11 protein-coding genes are annotated in these 15116 nt (G+C 68.9%); 10 read left to right on the top strand and 1 reads right to left on the bottom strand.

From position 1 onward, the window contains the following. The first annotated feature begins 41 nt into the window (after positions 1-41). The 8 genes from HDA44_RS25670 (at position 42) to HDA44_RS25705 (ending at position 10664) form a co-directional block, all read left to right on the top strand. On the top strand, positions 42-830 hold the full coding sequence (locus HDA44_RS25670) for a TIGR03084 family metal-binding protein (protein WP_184838646.1): 789 nt from the start codon (positions 42-44) through the stop codon (positions 828-830). A gap of 101 nt (positions 831-931) precedes the next feature. Further along, on the top strand, positions 932-2635 hold the full coding sequence (locus HDA44_RS25675; RefSeq protein WP_337906410.1) for an acyclic terpene utilization AtuA family protein: 1704 nt from the start codon (positions 932-934) through the stop codon (positions 2633-2635). Continuing rightward, complete coding sequence (locus tag HDA44_RS25680) at positions 2632-3765, top strand: acyl-CoA dehydrogenase family protein (RefSeq protein ID WP_184838650.1); 1134 nt, start codon at positions 2632-2634, stop codon at positions 3763-3765. Before HDA44_RS25675 ends, HDA44_RS25680 begins: the two co-directional genes overlap by 4 nt. 62 nt (positions 3766-3827) lie before the next feature. After that, complete coding sequence (locus HDA44_RS25685; protein WP_238353332.1) at positions 3828-5363, top strand: acyl-CoA carboxylase subunit beta; 1536 nt, start codon at positions 3828-3830, stop codon at positions 5361-5363. A gap of 4 nt (positions 5364-5367) precedes the next feature. Then, positions 5368-7281 (top strand): ATP-binding protein, encoded by a 1914-nt coding sequence (locus HDA44_RS25690; RefSeq protein WP_184838654.1) that lies wholly within the window; start codon positions 5368-5370, stop codon positions 7279-7281. 37 nt (positions 7282-7318) lie between these two features. After that, a complete protein-coding gene (locus tag HDA44_RS25695; RefSeq protein WP_184838656.1) occupies positions 7319-8476 on the top strand; it encodes an acyl-CoA dehydrogenase family protein in 1158 nt (385 codons plus the stop codon). Positions 8477-8487: 11 nt separating this feature from the next. Further along, the gene (locus tag HDA44_RS25700; RefSeq protein WP_184838658.1) at positions 8488-10044 is read left to right on the top strand and encodes an AMP-binding protein; all 1557 of its coding nucleotides are present in this window, start codon (positions 8488-8490) and stop codon (positions 10042-10044) included. A gap of 8 nt (positions 10045-10052) precedes the next feature. Then, positions 10053-10664 (top strand): TetR/AcrR family transcriptional regulator, encoded by a 612-nt coding sequence (locus HDA44_RS25705; RefSeq protein ID WP_184838660.1) that lies wholly within the window; start codon positions 10053-10055, stop codon positions 10662-10664. Here HDA44_RS25705 and HDA44_RS25710 read toward each other — a convergent pair. Continuing rightward, positions 10637-11431, bottom strand: coding sequence for an AraC family transcriptional regulator (locus tag HDA44_RS25710; protein WP_184838663.1), 795 nt, complete (start codon positions 11429-11431; stop codon positions 10637-10639). The two genes, HDA44_RS25705 and HDA44_RS25710, sit on opposite strands and share 28 nt — an antisense overlap. A 54-nt stretch (positions 11432-11485) precedes the next feature. Between HDA44_RS25710 and HDA44_RS37535 the strand changes: the two genes are divergently transcribed. Beyond that, entirely contained in the window at positions 11486-14122 is a 2637-nt protein-coding gene (locus HDA44_RS37535) for an MFS transporter (protein ID WP_184838665.1), read from the top strand. A 39-nt stretch (positions 14123-14161) separates the two neighbouring features. Further along, positions 14162-15076 (top strand): GNAT family N-acetyltransferase, encoded by a 915-nt coding sequence (locus HDA44_RS25720; RefSeq protein ID WP_184838667.1) that lies wholly within the window; start codon positions 14162-14164, stop codon positions 15074-15076. The last annotated feature ends 40 nt before the right edge of the window (positions 15077-15116 follow it).

Here is a 15116-nt window from a genome sequence, read left to right on the forward strand (position 1 = left end):
GGGAAGTGGGACGCTCGGGGGACCTGCTGAGGGAGTGTCGCGTGCGGCTGGATGACGTGCTGGCGGATCTGTTCGCCGAGAGTGCCGAGTTGGACCAGCTGGTCGGTGGGCTGGCGGCCGACGAGTGGGCGACGCCGACGCCGGCCGAGGGGTGGACGATCGCGCATCAGATCGCGCACCTGGCCTGGACCGACGAGGCGGCGCGGTTGTCGGCGAGTGATCCGGCGGGGTTCAAGGAGTCGCTGCGGGTCGCGGCGGCGAGCCCGGAGACGTACGTCGACGATGGTGCTGCCGAGACTGCCGCGTTGCCGCCCGATCAGCTGCTCACGTACTGGCGGGAGGCCCGGGCCGAGGTCGCGGAGGCGCTGAAGCAGGTGCCGGCCGGGGAGAAGGTGCTCTGGTACGGGCCGCCGATGAGCCCGACGTCGATGGCGACCGCGCGGTTGATGGAGACGTGGGCGCACGGGCAGGACGTGTTCGATGCGCTCGGCGTACGGCGCGAACCGAGTGGGCGGTTGCGGCACGTCGCGCATCTCGCGGTGCGTACGCGGGACTTCGCGTACTTACTCAACAACCGCACTCCGCCGCGCGATGAGTTCTTCGTCGAGCTCATCGGGCCGGATGGTGTCGTGTGGACGTGGGGTCCGGAGGGTGCCGCGCAGCGGGTGAGCGGACCGGCGGTGGACTTCTGCTTGCTGGCGACGCAGCGGCGGCACCGGGATGACGTGGCGGTGCGGGGGGAAGGTGCTGAGGCGGAGGAGTGGCTGGGGATCATCCAGGCATTCGCCGGACTACCGGGAAAGGGCCGCCGCCCGGGACAGTTCGCATGACGGGACCAGGCGCGGCCGGCCCGACCGGGACGAGCAGGACGGGCAGTTCTGGCCGGACCGGCGGCACCGGCGGCACGGGCAGTTCTGGCCGGACCAGTTCGGTGGTTCGGATTGGGAATGCGTCCGGGTTCTACGGGGATCGGTTCAGTGCCGTGCACGAGATGCTGACCGGTGGGCCGTTGGATGTGCTGACCGGTGACTACCTGGCCGAGTTGACCATGCTCATTCTCGGCCGCGATCGGCTCAAGGACCCGTCCCTCGGCTACGCGCGAACCTTCCTCAAACAGCTCGAAACCGGTCTCGGTGAAGCCTTGGACCGTGGCGTCAAGATCGTCAGCAACGCCGGCGGCCTCAACCCCTCCGGCCTCGCCCAAGCCATCCACGACCTGTCGGGCAAACTCGGCCTGCACCCCAAGATCGCGTACGTCGAAGGCGACGACCTCCTCGCCCGCGGCGACGAGCTAGGCCTCGGCCAACCCCTGACAGCCAACGCGTACCTCGGCGCGTGGGGCATCGCCGAAGCACTCCGCGCCGGCGCGGATGTGGTCGTCACCGGCCGTGTCACCGACGCCTCGGTCATCGTCGGACCGGCCGCCGCGCACCACGGCTGGAAGCGGACCCAGTACGACGAGCTGGCCGGCGCGGTCGTCGCCGGGCATGTGATCGAATGCGGCTGCCAGGCAACCGGCGGGAACTACGCGTTCTTCAGCGAGCTCCACGACTTCGGCCGACCAGGATTCCCGATCGCGGAGATCCACGCCGACGGCAGCAGCGTGATCACCAAGCACGACAACACCGGTGGCGCGGTCACCATCGACACCGTCAAGGCCCAGCTCCTGTACGAGATCACCGGCGCCCGGTACGCGGGTCCGGACGTCACGACCCGCCTGGACACGATCGAGCTGGTTGCCGACGGCACCGATCGGGTCCGGATCTCCGGCGTTCGCGGCGAGGCGCCACCGCCGACGTACAAGGTCTCGCTGAACAGCGTCGGCGGCTTCCGCAACGAGGTCGATTTCGTGCTGACCGGCCTGCAGTTGGAGCAGAAGGCTGAGCTGGTCCAGCGCCAGCTGGAGCAGGCGCTGGCGAAGCGTCCGGCGGAGCTGAAGTGGACGCTCGCCTGGACCGAGAAGCCGAACGCCGAGTCCGAGCAGGAGGCAAGCGTCTTCCTCAAGTGCGCGGTGAAGGACCCGGACCCGAAGGTGGTCGGGCGCGCGTTCAGCAGTGCCGCGGTCGAGCTGGCGCTGGCGAGCTACCCGGGTTTCCATGTCACCGCGCCGCCCGGCGACGGGTCGCCGTACGGCGTCTTCCGCGCTGAGTACGTGGACATCCACGAGGTGGAGCACGTGGTCGTACTTCCGGACGGATCGCGCCGGGCGATCGAACCGGCGGCCGAAACGCGGCCGCTCGAACCGGTCCAGGACATCCGGCCGCCGATGCCGTTGCCGCAGCTCGCGTCGAGCGGACGGATGCGTACGCGCGAGGTCCCGCTCGGCCGGATCGCCGGGGCGCGCTCCGGCGACAAGGGCGGCGACGCGAACGTCGGCGTGTGGGTCCGCGACGAGAAGACCTGGCGCTGGCTCGCGCACACCCTCACCACCGAGCTCTTCAAGACGCTGCTCCCCGAGACCCGCCCGTTGACCGTCCATCGCTACTTGCTGCCGAACCTCTGGGCAGTGAACTTCGTCGTCGAGGGTCTGCTCGGGGAAGGCGTCGCCGCGCAGGCACGCTTCGACCCACAGGCGAAGGCGCTCGGGGAGTGGCTGCGGTCGCGGTACGTCGACGTGCCGGAAGTGCTGTTATGACAGCCGAGCGGGAGGCGCTGCGCGATACGGTCCGGCGGTTCATGGCGGCCGACGTACTGCCTTCGCTGGACGACTGGGAACGGGCCGGCGAGCTGCCGCGCGACCTGCACAAGAAGGCCGGGCAGCTCGGTTTGCTGGGCGTCGGCTTTCCGGAGGCGGTCGGTGGTGGCGGTGGATCGCTGCTCGACTCGATCGCGGTGGTCGAGGAGATGCATTACGCCGGCGGGTCGGGCGGCCTGGTCGCGTCCCTGCTGACCTGCGGCATCGCCCTCCCACATCTCATTGCGGCCGGCAACGAGCAACAGCTCGACAAATGGGTCCGGCCAACGTTGGATGGTGAGCTGATCGGCGCGCTGGCGATCACCGAACCCGACGGCGGCTCGGACGTCGCCTCGGTGCGTACGACGGCCCGTCGCGAAGATGATGTCTTCGTCGTCAACGGTGCGAAGACGTACATCACCTCCGGCTGCCGGGCGGACTTCGTGACGACGGCGGTGCGTACTGGCGGACCCGGCGCGCACGGGATCAGCTTGCTGGTGATCGAGCGGGACACACCGGGATTCGTGGTGTCACGCAAGCTGGAGAAGCTGGGCTGGCTCTGCTCGGACACTGCCGAGTTGTCGTTCACGGACGTACGCGTCCCGGTCGGGAACCTGGTCGGTACGCAGGACTCCGGTTTCGTCCAGCTGGCGGTGAACTTCGTCGCGGAACGGTTGACGCTGGCGGTTCAGGCGTACGCGGGTGCGCAGCGCGCGCTGGACCTGACTGTTGCCTGGTGCAAGCAACGCGAGACGTTCGGGCGACCGTTGAGCTCTCGGCAGACCGTGCAGTACACGCTCACCGAGATGGCCCGGCGGATCGAGGTCGCGCGGGTGTACGTGCACGCGGTCGCCGAGCGCGCCGTACGCGGCGAGGAGGTGATCGCCGAGACGTGCTTCGCCAAGAACACCGCGGTCGAAGCCGGGCAGTGGGTCTGCGACCAGGCGTTGCAGTTGCACGGCGGTCTCGGGTACATGCGGGAGGCCGAAGTGGAGCGGCAGTACCGCGATCAGAAGATCCTCGCCATCGGCGGCGGGACCACCGAAATCCTGACCGGCCTGGCGGCGAAACGACTGGGGTTCACCGGATGACCAACCACACCACCCCCTCCTCGGCCGAACCCGAAGCGGACCGGCCGAGCAATCGGGAACTGATGCTGGCGAAGCTCGCCGCGCTCGACGACGAGCATGCGAAGGCGCTCGCCGGCGGGGGCGAGAAGTATGTCGCCAGGCACCACCAGCGCGGCAAGCTGCTGGCGCGGGAGCGGATCGAGCTGCTGCTCGACCCGGATTCGTACTTCCTCGAACTGTCCCCGCTGGCCGGCTGGGGTTCGGACTTCACCGTCGGCGCCAGTCTGGTGACCGGGATCGGCGTGGTCGAAGGCGTCGAGTGCCTGATCACCGCGAACGATCCGACCGTCAAGGGCGGCGCCAGCAACCCGTGGACGCTGCGCAAGGCGTTGCGGGCCGACGAGATCGCGCGGGCGAACCGGCTACCGGTGATCAGCCTGGTCGAGTCCGGCGGCGCGGACCTGCCGACACAGAAGGAGATCTTCATTCCGGGCGGCGCGATGTTCCGGGACCTGACCCGGTTGTCGGCCGAGGGGATTCCGACGATCGCGCTGGTGTTCGGCAACTCGACCGCGGGCGGCGCGTACATCCCGGGGATGAGCGACTACGTGGTGATGGTCGACGGCGGCGCGAAGGTGTTCCTGGCCGGGCCACCGCTGGTGAAGATGGCCACCGGCGAGGACGCGGACGACGAGTCGCTCGGCGGCGCGGCGATGCACGCGCGGCAGTCCGGCCTGGCCGACTACTTCGCGGTCGACGAACCCGACGCGATCCGGCTCGGGCGGCAGATCGTGTCCCGGTTGAACTGGCGCAAGCGCGGCCCGGCGCCGGGACCCGCGTACGCCGAACCGTTGCTCGCCGCGGATGACCTGTTGGACCTCGTGCCGGGTGATCTGCGTATTCCGTTCGACCCGCGGGACGTGATCGCCCGCGTGGTGGACGGTTCGGTGTTCGACGAGTTCAAGCCGCTGTACGGGTCGTCGCTCGCTACCGGTTGGGCGTCCGTGCACGGGTATCCGGTGGGCATCCTGGCGAATGCGCGCGGGGTGCTGTTCAGCGCGGAGTCTCAGAAGGCGGCGCAGTTCATCCAGCTGGCGAACCGGTCGAACACGCCGCTGATCTTCCTGCACAACACCACCGGTTACATGGTCGGGCAGGAGTACGAGCAGGGCGGCATCATCAAGCACGGCGCGCAGATGATCAACGCGGTCTCCAACTCGAAGGTCCCGCACATCTCGATCCTGATGGGTGCCTCGTACGGCGCCGGGCACTACGGGATGTGTGGTCGCGCGTTCGATCCGCGGTTCCTGTTCGCGTGGCCGTCGGCGAAGTCCGCGGTGATGGGACCGCAACAGCTGGCCGGCGTACTGTCGATCGTCGCGCGGGCGGCGGCGGAGGCGAAAGGGCAGCCGTACGACGAGGCGGCCGACCGGCAGTTGCGCGCGTACGTCGAGGGGCAGATCGAGGCGGAGTCGCTGCCGATGTTCCTGTCCGGGCGGTTGTACGACGACGGGGTGATCGATCCGCGGGACACCCGGACCGTACTCGCCATCTGCCTGTCCGCCATTCACTCCGCACCAGTCGAAGGCACCACGTCCTTCGGCGTCTTCAGGATGTGACGACGTGACTCGGATCAACTCTGTACTGGTCGCCAACCGGGGCGAGATCGCGCGACGAATCTTCCGGACCGCCCGCGACCTCGGCCTGTCCACCGTCGCCGTCCACTCGACCGCCGACGCGTCGATGCCGTTCGTACCCGAGGCGGATGCCGCCGTTCACCTGCCTGGTAACACGCCGGCCGACACCTACCTACGAGCCGACCTGATCATCGAGGCAGCCCAGCGAGCCGGCGCCGACGCGATCCACCCCGGCTACGGCTTCCTGTCCGAGAACGCCGCCTTCGCCCAGGCCGCGATCGACGCCGGACTGACCTGGATCGGCCCGCCGGTCGACGCGATCTCGTCGATGGGCTCGAAGATCGAAGCCAAGAAGCTGATGGCGGCCGCCGGTGTGCCGGTGCTCGCCGAGCTGACCCCAGCCGAAGTGGGCGCGACCGACCTGCCCGTTCTGGTCAAGGCATCGGCCGGCGGCGGTGGGCGCGGCATGCGCGTCGTGACTCGGCTCGAGGACCTGGCGGCCGAGATCGAGGCGGCCTCGGCGGAGGCGTTGTCGGCGTTCGGCGACGGCACGGTCTTCTGCGAGCGCTACCTGGCCGGCGGGCGCCACATCGAGGTGCAGGTGATGGCGGACCAGCACGGCACGATCTGGGCCGTCGGCGAGCGCGAATGCTCGATCCAGCGCCGCCACCAGAAGGTGGTCGAAGAGGCGCCATCCCCGCTGGTCGAACGCATCCCAGCCATGCGCCCGCGCCTCTACGACGCGGCCCGCACCGCGGCCGCCGCGATCGGGTACGTCGGCGCAGGCACCGTCGAGTTCCTCGCCGACGAGGCCGGAGAGTTCTACTTCCTCGAAATGAACACGCGCCTCCAGGTCGAGCATCCGGTCACCGAGGAGACGACTGGATTGGATCTGGTCGAACTGCAGTTCGCGATCGCGGGCGGCGCGCAGCTCGTACCGGAACCGCCTCCGACCGTTGGTCACGCGATCGAGGTACGCCTGTACGCCGAGGATCCGCTGCGTGACTGGCAACCGCAGACCGGCGTACTGCACCGGTTCGACCTGTCGTCCGGCGTACGAGTGGACTCCGGGGTGGTGGATGGGTCGGAGGTTTCGCCGTACTACGACGCGATGCTGGCGAAGGTGATCGCGTCCGGGCCGGATCGGACCGCGGTGGCGCGGCGGCTGGCCGGCGTACTGGAGCGGGCGGCGATCCACGGCGTGGGGACGAATCGGGACCTGCTGGCCTGGATCTTGCGGCATCCGGCGTTTCTCGCGGGTGACACCGACACCGCCTTCTTCGACAAGCATGGCGTGGGCGCGGGACCTGATGACGCGGCGGTGCGGGTGTCCGCGCTCGCGGCGGCGCTGGCGGACGCGGCGGGACGACAGGCGCGTACGCCGGTGCAGGTCGCGAGCGGCTGGCGGAACGTGCCGTCGCAACCACAGCGGAAGAAGTACCAGGTCGGCGCTGTCGGGTACGAGGTCGCGTACCGGTTGACCCGGGACGGATTGGTTGCGGACGGCAACGTACGGCTGATCCAGGCGGACCCCGAACGAGTGGTCCTGGACGTCGACGGCGTACGCAGGTCCTTCGCGGTCGCGGCGTACGCCGGGCTGGTGTGCGTGGACTCGCCGCTTGGCAACGTCAGCCTGACGCCGGTCGCGCGGTTCGTCGATCCAGCGCAGCAAGTAGCGGCCGGGTCGTTGGTGGCGCCAATGCCGGGGACGGTGGTACGCGTCGGGGTCCAGGTCGGCGACAAGGTGACGCAGGGCCAGCCGCTGCTCTGGCTGGAGGCGATGAAGATGGAACACACGATCGCCGCCCCGGCCGACGGCGTGGTGAACGAGTTGCCGGTGGACGCTGGACAACAGGTAGAGGTCGGTGCGGTACTGGCCGTGGTTGGGGAGGACGCATGAACCTTGCAGAAACCGATGCGACGGTCGGGGGATGCCGATGAGCTTCGTGGAGTCCGAAGAGCGGCGGGAGCTGCGGAAGGTCGTCGGTGAGCTCGGCGCCAAGTACGGCTACGAGTGGTTCAACCGGCAGGCCCGATCCGGTGGGTCGACCGCCGAGCTCTGGCTGGAAGCCGGCAAGCTCGGCTTCCTCGGTGTCAACCTGCCCGAGCAGTACGGCGGCGGAGGCGGCGGGATGGCCGATCTCTCGATCGTCCTCGAGGAGCTCGGCGCGGCCGGCTGCCCGTTGCTGATGATGGTCGTCTCGCCGTCGATCTGCGGCACCGTGATCTCGCGCTTCGGCACCGCCGATCAGAAGCAGCGCTGGCTGCCCGGTATCGCGGACGGCAGCACGATCATGGCGTTCGCGATCACCGAACCGGACGCCGGCTCGAACTCGCACCAGATCACCACCACCGCCCGGCGTACCGGAGACGGCTGGTCGCTGACCGGGCGCAAGGTGTTCATCTCCGGTCTCGACGTCGCGAAGGCGGTCCTGGTCGTCGGCCGGACCGAGGACGCACGCACCGGCAAGCTCAAGCCCGCCCTGTTCATCGTTCCGATCGACGCGCCGGGCGTGGAGTTCCGGCAGATCGAGATGGACCTGATCAGTCCGGACAAGCAATACGCGTTGTTCCTGGATGACGTACAACTCCCACCGGATGCGCTCGTCGGGTCCGAGGACGCGGCGCTGATGCAGTTGTTCGCTGGGCTCAACCCCGAGCGGATCATGGCGTCGGCGTTCGCGATCGGGATCGCGCGGCATGCGCTCGGCAAGGCGACCGCGTACGTCAAGGAGCGCGCGGTCTGGAAGGCGCCGATCGGCGCGCACCAGGGCATCGCGCACCCGCTGGCCCAGATCAAGATCGAGCTGGAGCTGGCCCGGCTGATGATGCAGAAGGCCGCGGCCCTGTACGACGCGGGTGACGACCTGGCCGCTGGTGAGGCCGCGAACATGGCCAAGTACGCCGCCGGCGAGGTCGCCGTCCGCGCCACCGACCAGGCGGTGCAGTCGCTCGGCGGGAACGGGATGACGGTCGAGTACGGTGTCGCGGCCCTGGTCGCGGCCGCGCGCGCCACCCGGATCGCACCGGTCAGCCGGGAGATGATCCTGAACTTCGTCGCCCAGCACAGTCTCGGTTTGCCCAAGTCCTACTGAGAGGCCTCGGCATGATCATCACCAGCGAGTTTCCACCCGTCGAGGTGCTCGACCTCCCGATCCACGACGCCGTCCTCGGCAAAGCCCAGGAGTACGGCGATCGGCCGGCGATGGTCGACGGCATCACCGGGCAGGAGCTCAGTTACGCCCAGCTGGACCGCATGACCCGGCGGATCGCGGCCGGCCTGGCCGAGCTGGGCATCAGGCATGGTGACGTGATCGCGCTGCACAGCCCGAACACGATCCTGTACCCGGCCGTGTTCTACGGCGCGACCCGCGCGGGCGCGACGGTGACCACGGTGAACGCGCTGTACACCGCCGACGAGCTGCACAAGCAACTCGTCGACTCGAAGGCGAAGTTGCTGGTGACGATTTCGCTGTTCCTGCCGATCGCGACAGCGGCAGTCGAGGGTACGGGCGTCGAGCAGATCTTCGTGTGTGACCAGGCCGAGGGGTACCGGTCAGTGCAGGAACTACTCGCGTCCACCGCGCCGGAACCGACGGTGACGATCGATCCGGCCTCCGATGTGGCAGTCCTGCCGTACTCCAGTGGAACCACCGGCGCGGCGAAGGGCGTGATGCTGACGCACCGCAACATCGCGACCAACATCTCCCAGGCCGAGGTGATGATCCAGATCGCTCCGGGTGAGCGGGTGATCGCGATCCTGCCGTTCTTCCACATCTACGGGCTGTCGGTGCTGATGAACCTTCCGCTCCGGCTCGGCGTGACCGTCGTCGTGCTGCCCAAGTTCGACCTGCAGCAGTTCCTGACCACGCTCGACCAGCAGCGGATCACGCGCGCGTTCGTGGCGCCGCCGGTGGTGCTTGCGCTGGCGAAGCACCCCTTGGTCGACGGGTACGACTTGTCCCACTTGAAGTACGTCACGTCGGCCGCGGCGCCGCTCGACGGTGAGCTGGCGCAGGCGTGCGCGAAGCGGCTCGGGTTGCACGCGGTCCTGCAGGCGTACGGGATGACCGAACTGTCGCCGGGCACGCACGCCGTACCGCAGGACGACCCGGAGCCGCCGCCGGGCGCGGTCGGGAAGCTGTTCCCGTCGACCGAGCTGCGACTGGTCGGTGCCGACGGCAACGATACCGACGAGGGCGAGATCTGGATTCGCGGGCCGCAGGTGATGAAGGGATACCTGGGTCGGCCGGCCGACACCGACGCGACCGTCGATCCGGACGGCTGGCTGCACACCGGCGACATCGGGCGGATGGACGCGCGCGGTTATCTGTACGTCGTGGACCGGGTGAAGGAGCTGATCAAGTACCACGGGTACCAGGTGCCGCCCGCAGAGTTGGAGGCTGTATTGCTCACCGACGACCGGATCGCGGACGCGGCGGTCATCGGCGTCGATGCTGATGGCAACGAAGTTCCGAAGGCGTTCGTGGTGCCGATGCCCGGGGTGGCGCTGACCGCGGCGGACGTGATCGCGTACGTGGCCGCGCGGGTGGCGCCGTACAAGAAGATCCGGCAGGTGGAGTTCATCGACGCGGTGCCGAAGGCGGCGTCCGGGAAGATCCTGCGGCGCGAGCTGCGGGCGCGCGAAGCCGCTAATGAGTGAGGTCACAAGTGAGTGAGGTGCTGCGGGCGCCGCAACAGGATCGTTCGCGGGCGACCCGGCAGCGGTTGCTCGAGGCGGCGGTGGAGTCACTCGCCGAGGTCGGGTACGCGGCGACGACGGTGAGTGTGGTGGCGACCCGCGCCGGGGTGTCGCGTGGGGCGGCGCAGCATCACTTCCCGACCAGGGCGGACCTCTTCGCGGCAGCAGTCGAGTACATGACCGAGGTGCGGCTCGCGGAGATCCGCGCGCAGGCGTCCGATCTGCCGAGCGGCGCGGGGCGTACTGAGGCGATCGTCGGGATGCTGGCGGACGTGTACACCGGGCCACTGTTCCGGGCCGCGTTGCACCTGTGGGTGGCTGCGTCGACCGAAGAGGCGCTGCGGCAGCAGATAGTGCGGCTGGAAGCACATGTGGGTCGCCAAGCACACCGGGCGTTGCTGGAAGTGCTGGAGGTCAGTGAGCGGACTGCGGGCGTACGGGAAACGGTGCAGGGCGTACTGGACATGGCCCGCGGGCTTGGGCTGGCTGCTCTGTTGACGGATGACAGTGCGCGGCGGCGCGGGATCGTACGCCAGTGGAGCCGGATCCTGGATCAGGCCTTACGCGAGCCCGGTGTGTGACCGAACGCGCGGCGGAACGTGTCGATGAACGCACTGGTCGACGCCCAGCCACAGGCGTGAGCGACGCGCGTCACTGACTCCCCTTCGGCCAAGAGCCTGAGTCCTTCGTGCAGTCTGAGTTGGGTACGCCACTGTGGAAAAGTCATGCCCAGGTCTGTCTTGCAGAGGCGGCTCAGGGTGCGTTCGCTCGCACCTACTACTGCGCCCAGCTCGGTCAGCGTCCGGCCGTCGGCTGGGTTATCCACAAGCAGTGCACAGGCTGCTGCCAACCGTGGGTCTTGGGCGGTGGGTAGATAAGTAGGGCGCTGCGGCGAGCCGCGCAGCTGGTCCAGCAGCACAGCCCGCAACCGCGCTCGCTCAGCCAGCTCGGACAGCGGCTGCTCGGACAGGGGCTGCTCGGTTGGCAGCCGCTCGGTTGGTGGCTTGGGCGGCTGTTGTTCGGTTGAGGTGTAGGTGAGGATCAGCTCGCGGAGCAGCGGGCTGACTACCAGTGCCGATGGGACATCCAGGCGCAGTGGGTTGTCTTCCAGGCCGATCGTGTGCAGGGCGGTCTCGCCGTACGCGCGGTGCTGGTGGACCGTGCCGGCCGGAATCCAGATGGCTCGGGTACCAGGCGCCACCCAGCTGCCGGCGTCGGTCGTCACGGACAGGACGCCGCGGCCCGCGTACACGATCTGGTTGCGGTCGTGCCAGTGCGCCTCGATGCCGCCGCCGGCCTGGATCGGCCGGTGACCGGTGTTCGCGGGCAGTTGGCTGGTTTCCGGCATCACTTGGCATTTTATCGGAAGCCGGACAAGGGTCGCGGCGGCGACGATCGTGAGGTGCGGAGACTTCGACCGATCGGACTGATGGCTACGGGCCACGCGTGTGTGGACGTGTACCAGGGTTGCGTGCCGGCGCTGGTCCCGTTCCTGGTCGCGGAGCGTGGGCTCGGGTACGTGGCGGTGTCCGGGATCACCTTGGCCGCGACCTTGCTGTCATCGGTGGTGCAGCCGCTGTTCGGCGTACTCACCGATCGGCGGCCGCTGACCTGGCTGATCCCGATCGCGATGACCACGGCCGGGCTCGGGATCGCGCTGATCGGCGTCGGCGACGGCTACGTACTCAGCTGGCTCGCCGCGGCGCTGTCCGGTCTCGGCGTGGCCGCGTACCACCCGGAGGCGGCCCGGATGGCGCGGGTGGTCAGCGACGGCAGTCATGTCGGGATGAGCTGGTTCTCGGTTGGCGGAAACGTCGGCTTCGCGCTGGCGCCGGTCCTGGTCACGCCGATCATCGCCGCGGGCGGGCTCGCGCTGACGCCGGTGCTCGTCGTACCGGCAATCTTCGGGGCCGCGATCACCTCGTGGGCGGTGCGCTCCCGGGTCACCGGCGCGGTCACTCGTACCCGGCCGGAGGGACCGGACGACTGGTCGTCGTTCCTGCGGTTGTCGGTGATCATGGTCTGCCGGTCGATCGTGTTCGTCGGCCTCGGGACGTTCATCGCGCTGTACGCCGGGCAGCGGGTCGGCGGCGGAACGACGACCGGTGGGGTCGCGTTGTTCGTCCTCTTCGCGTCCGGTGCGCTCGGTACGTTGCTCGGCGGGCGGTTCGCCACCCGGTACGGGCGGGTGCGCACGCTGCGCGTCTCGTACGCGATCGCGGTGCCGGCGCTCGCGGGCCTGGTGTTCGTACCCGGCCCCGCGTTCTTCGGGTTCCTCGCGCTGACCGCGATCGCGATGTCGATCCCGTTCTCGCTGCACGTCACGCTCGGTCAGGACTTCCTGCCCGGTCGCGTCGGCACGGCCGGCGGCATGACGCTCGGTCTCGCGGTCAGCATCGGCGGCGTCGCGACGCCGGTGCTCGGGGCGATCGCCGAGCACAGCTCGCTGCGGCTCGCGCTGTCCACGCTGATCGTGCTCGCGTTGTGCGGCAGCCTGATCGGGTACGCGATCACCGAACCGGCCCGACCTGTCCGGCAGGCGATCCCCGGGTGGGGAATTGTTGCCGTCTCACATACATTGACCAGTAATATGACTACTGCGCGGATCGATCGAACTGGGGTGGGACTTCGGTCCGAGCGGGGGCCGATCTTACTGGCCGTGATGCTGAGTGTCGGGCTGGTCGCGATCGACGCGACGATCCTGGCGACGGCCGTACCGTCGGTGGTTGCCGACCTCGGCGGCTTCACGCAGTTCCCGTGGCTGTTCTCGATCTACCTGCTGGCGCAGGCGGTGTCGGTGCCGATCTACGGCAAGCTCGCCGACCAGCGCGGGCGGAAGCCGATGATGCTGCTCGGCGTCGGGTTGTTCGTGCTCGGATCGGTGCTCTGCGGGTTCGCCTGGAGCATGCCGGCGCTGATCGCGTTCCGGCTGATCCAGGGTCTCGGCGCCGGGGCGATCCAGCCGATCGGCATGACGATCGTCGGCGACATCTACACGCTCGCCGAGCGGGCCAAGGTGCAGGGCTACCTGGCCAGCGTCTGGGGCATCTCGTCGTTCGTCGGGCCGACGCTGGGCGGAGTGTTCTCGGACTACATCTCCTGGCGATGGATCTTCTTCGTGAACATCCCGCTCGGCGTCGCGGCCGCCTGGGTACTGGTCCGCAAGTTCGACGAGAAGATCGGCGACAAGACCCGGCACCAGATCGACTACGCCGGCGCGATTCTGCTCGCGGTCGGCGGCTCGCTGTTGCTGCTCGGCCTGCTCGAGGGCGGCGTGATGTGGGACTGGGGTTCGACGACCAGCATCGTGATCCTGGCCGCGGCGGTGGTACTGCTCGTTGCGTTCGTACTGGTCGAGCGTCGCGCCGCGGAGCCGATCCTGCCGTTGTGGGTGCTCGGGCAGCGCGTACTGAACTCGGCCAACTCGGCGGCTTTGCTGATCGGGTTGCTGATGATCGGACTGTCCACGTACGTGCCGCTGTACGCGCAGAGCGTGCTCGGTACGTCCGCGCTGGTCGCCGGATTCACCTTGGCCGCGATGACGCTCGGCTGGCCGATCGCGGCCTCGCTCGCCGGGCGCATCTACCTGCGAGTCGGCTTCCGGACCACGATGACACTCGGCGCGATCATCGTCGTACTAGGGTCCGGGCTGTTGTTGATGGTCGGGCCCGACAGCTCCGTACTGCACCTGGCGGCGGCGTGCTTCGTGATCGGCATCGGACTCGGCTTCTCCGCGTCACCATCGGTCGTGGCGGCACAGTCGTCGGTCGACTGGCAGACGCGCGGCGTGGTGACCGGGGCGAACATGTTCTCCCGCTCCGTCGGCAGCGCGGTCGGAGTCGCTCTGTTCGGCGCGGTGGCGAACGCCGTGGTCGCGTCCCGGCTCGGCGACAACCACTCCGACTTGCAGAAGGTCCCCGCCGGCGTACTCGCTCCCGCCGTACATGACGTGTACTACGGCGCGGCGGCTGCGGCTGTACTGCTCGTGGCTGCTGTTCTGTTCATGCCCAACCGCATCACCGAACGACCGCTGCGCTAGTGCTCCGACACGGCGCACTAGTACTACTAGGTTGATGGCATGCGTACGGTCGACTGTGTTGGTGCACTGATCCGGGACGAGCAGCATCGCGTGTACCTGCAGCGGCGTACGCCCGACCGGCGGCTGCTGCCCGGGATCTGGGACATCGTCGGCGGTCATCTCGAACCCGGCGAGACACCGGAAGAGGCGCTCGTCCGCGAGGTCGAGGAGGAGACCGGCTGGAAGGTCCGCGACATCGTCTGGACGATCGCGGACTGGGAATGGGAGTGGGACGGTCGCGTACGCCGCGAAATCGACTATCTCGTCACGATCGACGGCGACCTCAGCCGTCCGCTACTCGAAGCCGGCAAGCACGACGCATCCGCCTGGGCCGGACCGGACGACCTCGACCTGCTGATGGTCAACCGCCCCGACGGCGACCGACGACTACGTGACCTGGTCGCGCGCACCGTACGCACCAGGTTCACCGAACACCTCCGCTTGGAACCGATCACCGGGCCCAACGGGGTACACCCCGGACATGCGCCGGACTGGGAGCGCGACGGGGTCGGCAAGTGGATCGCCTACGACCGCACCACCGGAGCCGCGGCCGGCCGCGGTGGCCTCTCCCGCCTCCCTGAAGGAACGCCGACCGCCGAGGCGATCGGCACGCTCGCCGGACCAGGCTGGGCCACCGACCGCCTGGAACTCGGCTGGGCGCTGGTCGAATCAGCCCGCGGTCGTGGGCTGGAGGCGGAGCTCGGGCAGGCCGGGTTGGACTATGCCTTCAACACCCTCGGTGCTCGCTCGGTGGTCGCCTTCACCGAACGGGTCGACACCGCATCTCAGGCGGTGCTACAGCGGCTCGGCATGCGGTACCTCGGCGAGATCCACGCTGAGGGCTGGTCCACCGACGCCGCTCAGATCCTGCCCGGCGCCCCCTTCGCCGTCTACGTCGCCTCGGGGGACAGCTGACTCTCTCCGGAAAGAAATCCGCACGGAGCGCCGGAAAGGT

It is taken from the genome of Kribbella solani, from assembly GCF_014205295.1.
Lineage (GTDB): Bacteria > Actinomycetota > Actinomycetes > Propionibacteriales > Kribbellaceae > Kribbella > Kribbella solani.

Coding starts and splice junctions, on each gene's coding strand:
- HDA44_RS25680 (WP_184838650.1), top strand. CDS start 2,632: ATGACAGCCGAGCGGGAGGCGCTGCGCGATACGGTCCGGCGGTTCATG.
- HDA44_RS25685 (WP_238353332.1), top strand. CDS start 3,828: ATGCTGGCGAAGCTCGCCGCGCTCGACGACGAGCATGCGAAGGCGCTC.
- HDA44_RS25720 (WP_184838667.1), top strand. CDS start 14,162: ATGCGTACGGTCGACTGTGTTGGTGCACTGATCCGGGACGAGCAGCAT.
- HDA44_RS25695 (WP_184838656.1), top strand. CDS start 7,319: ATGAGCTTCGTGGAGTCCGAAGAGCGGCGGGAGCTGCGGAAGGTCGTC.
- HDA44_RS25700 (WP_184838658.1), top strand. CDS start 8,488: ATGATCATCACCAGCGAGTTTCCACCCGTCGAGGTGCTCGACCTCCCG.
- HDA44_RS25710 (WP_184838663.1), bottom strand. CDS start 11,431: ATGCCGGAAACCAGCCAACTGCCCGCGAACACCGGTCACCGGCCGATC.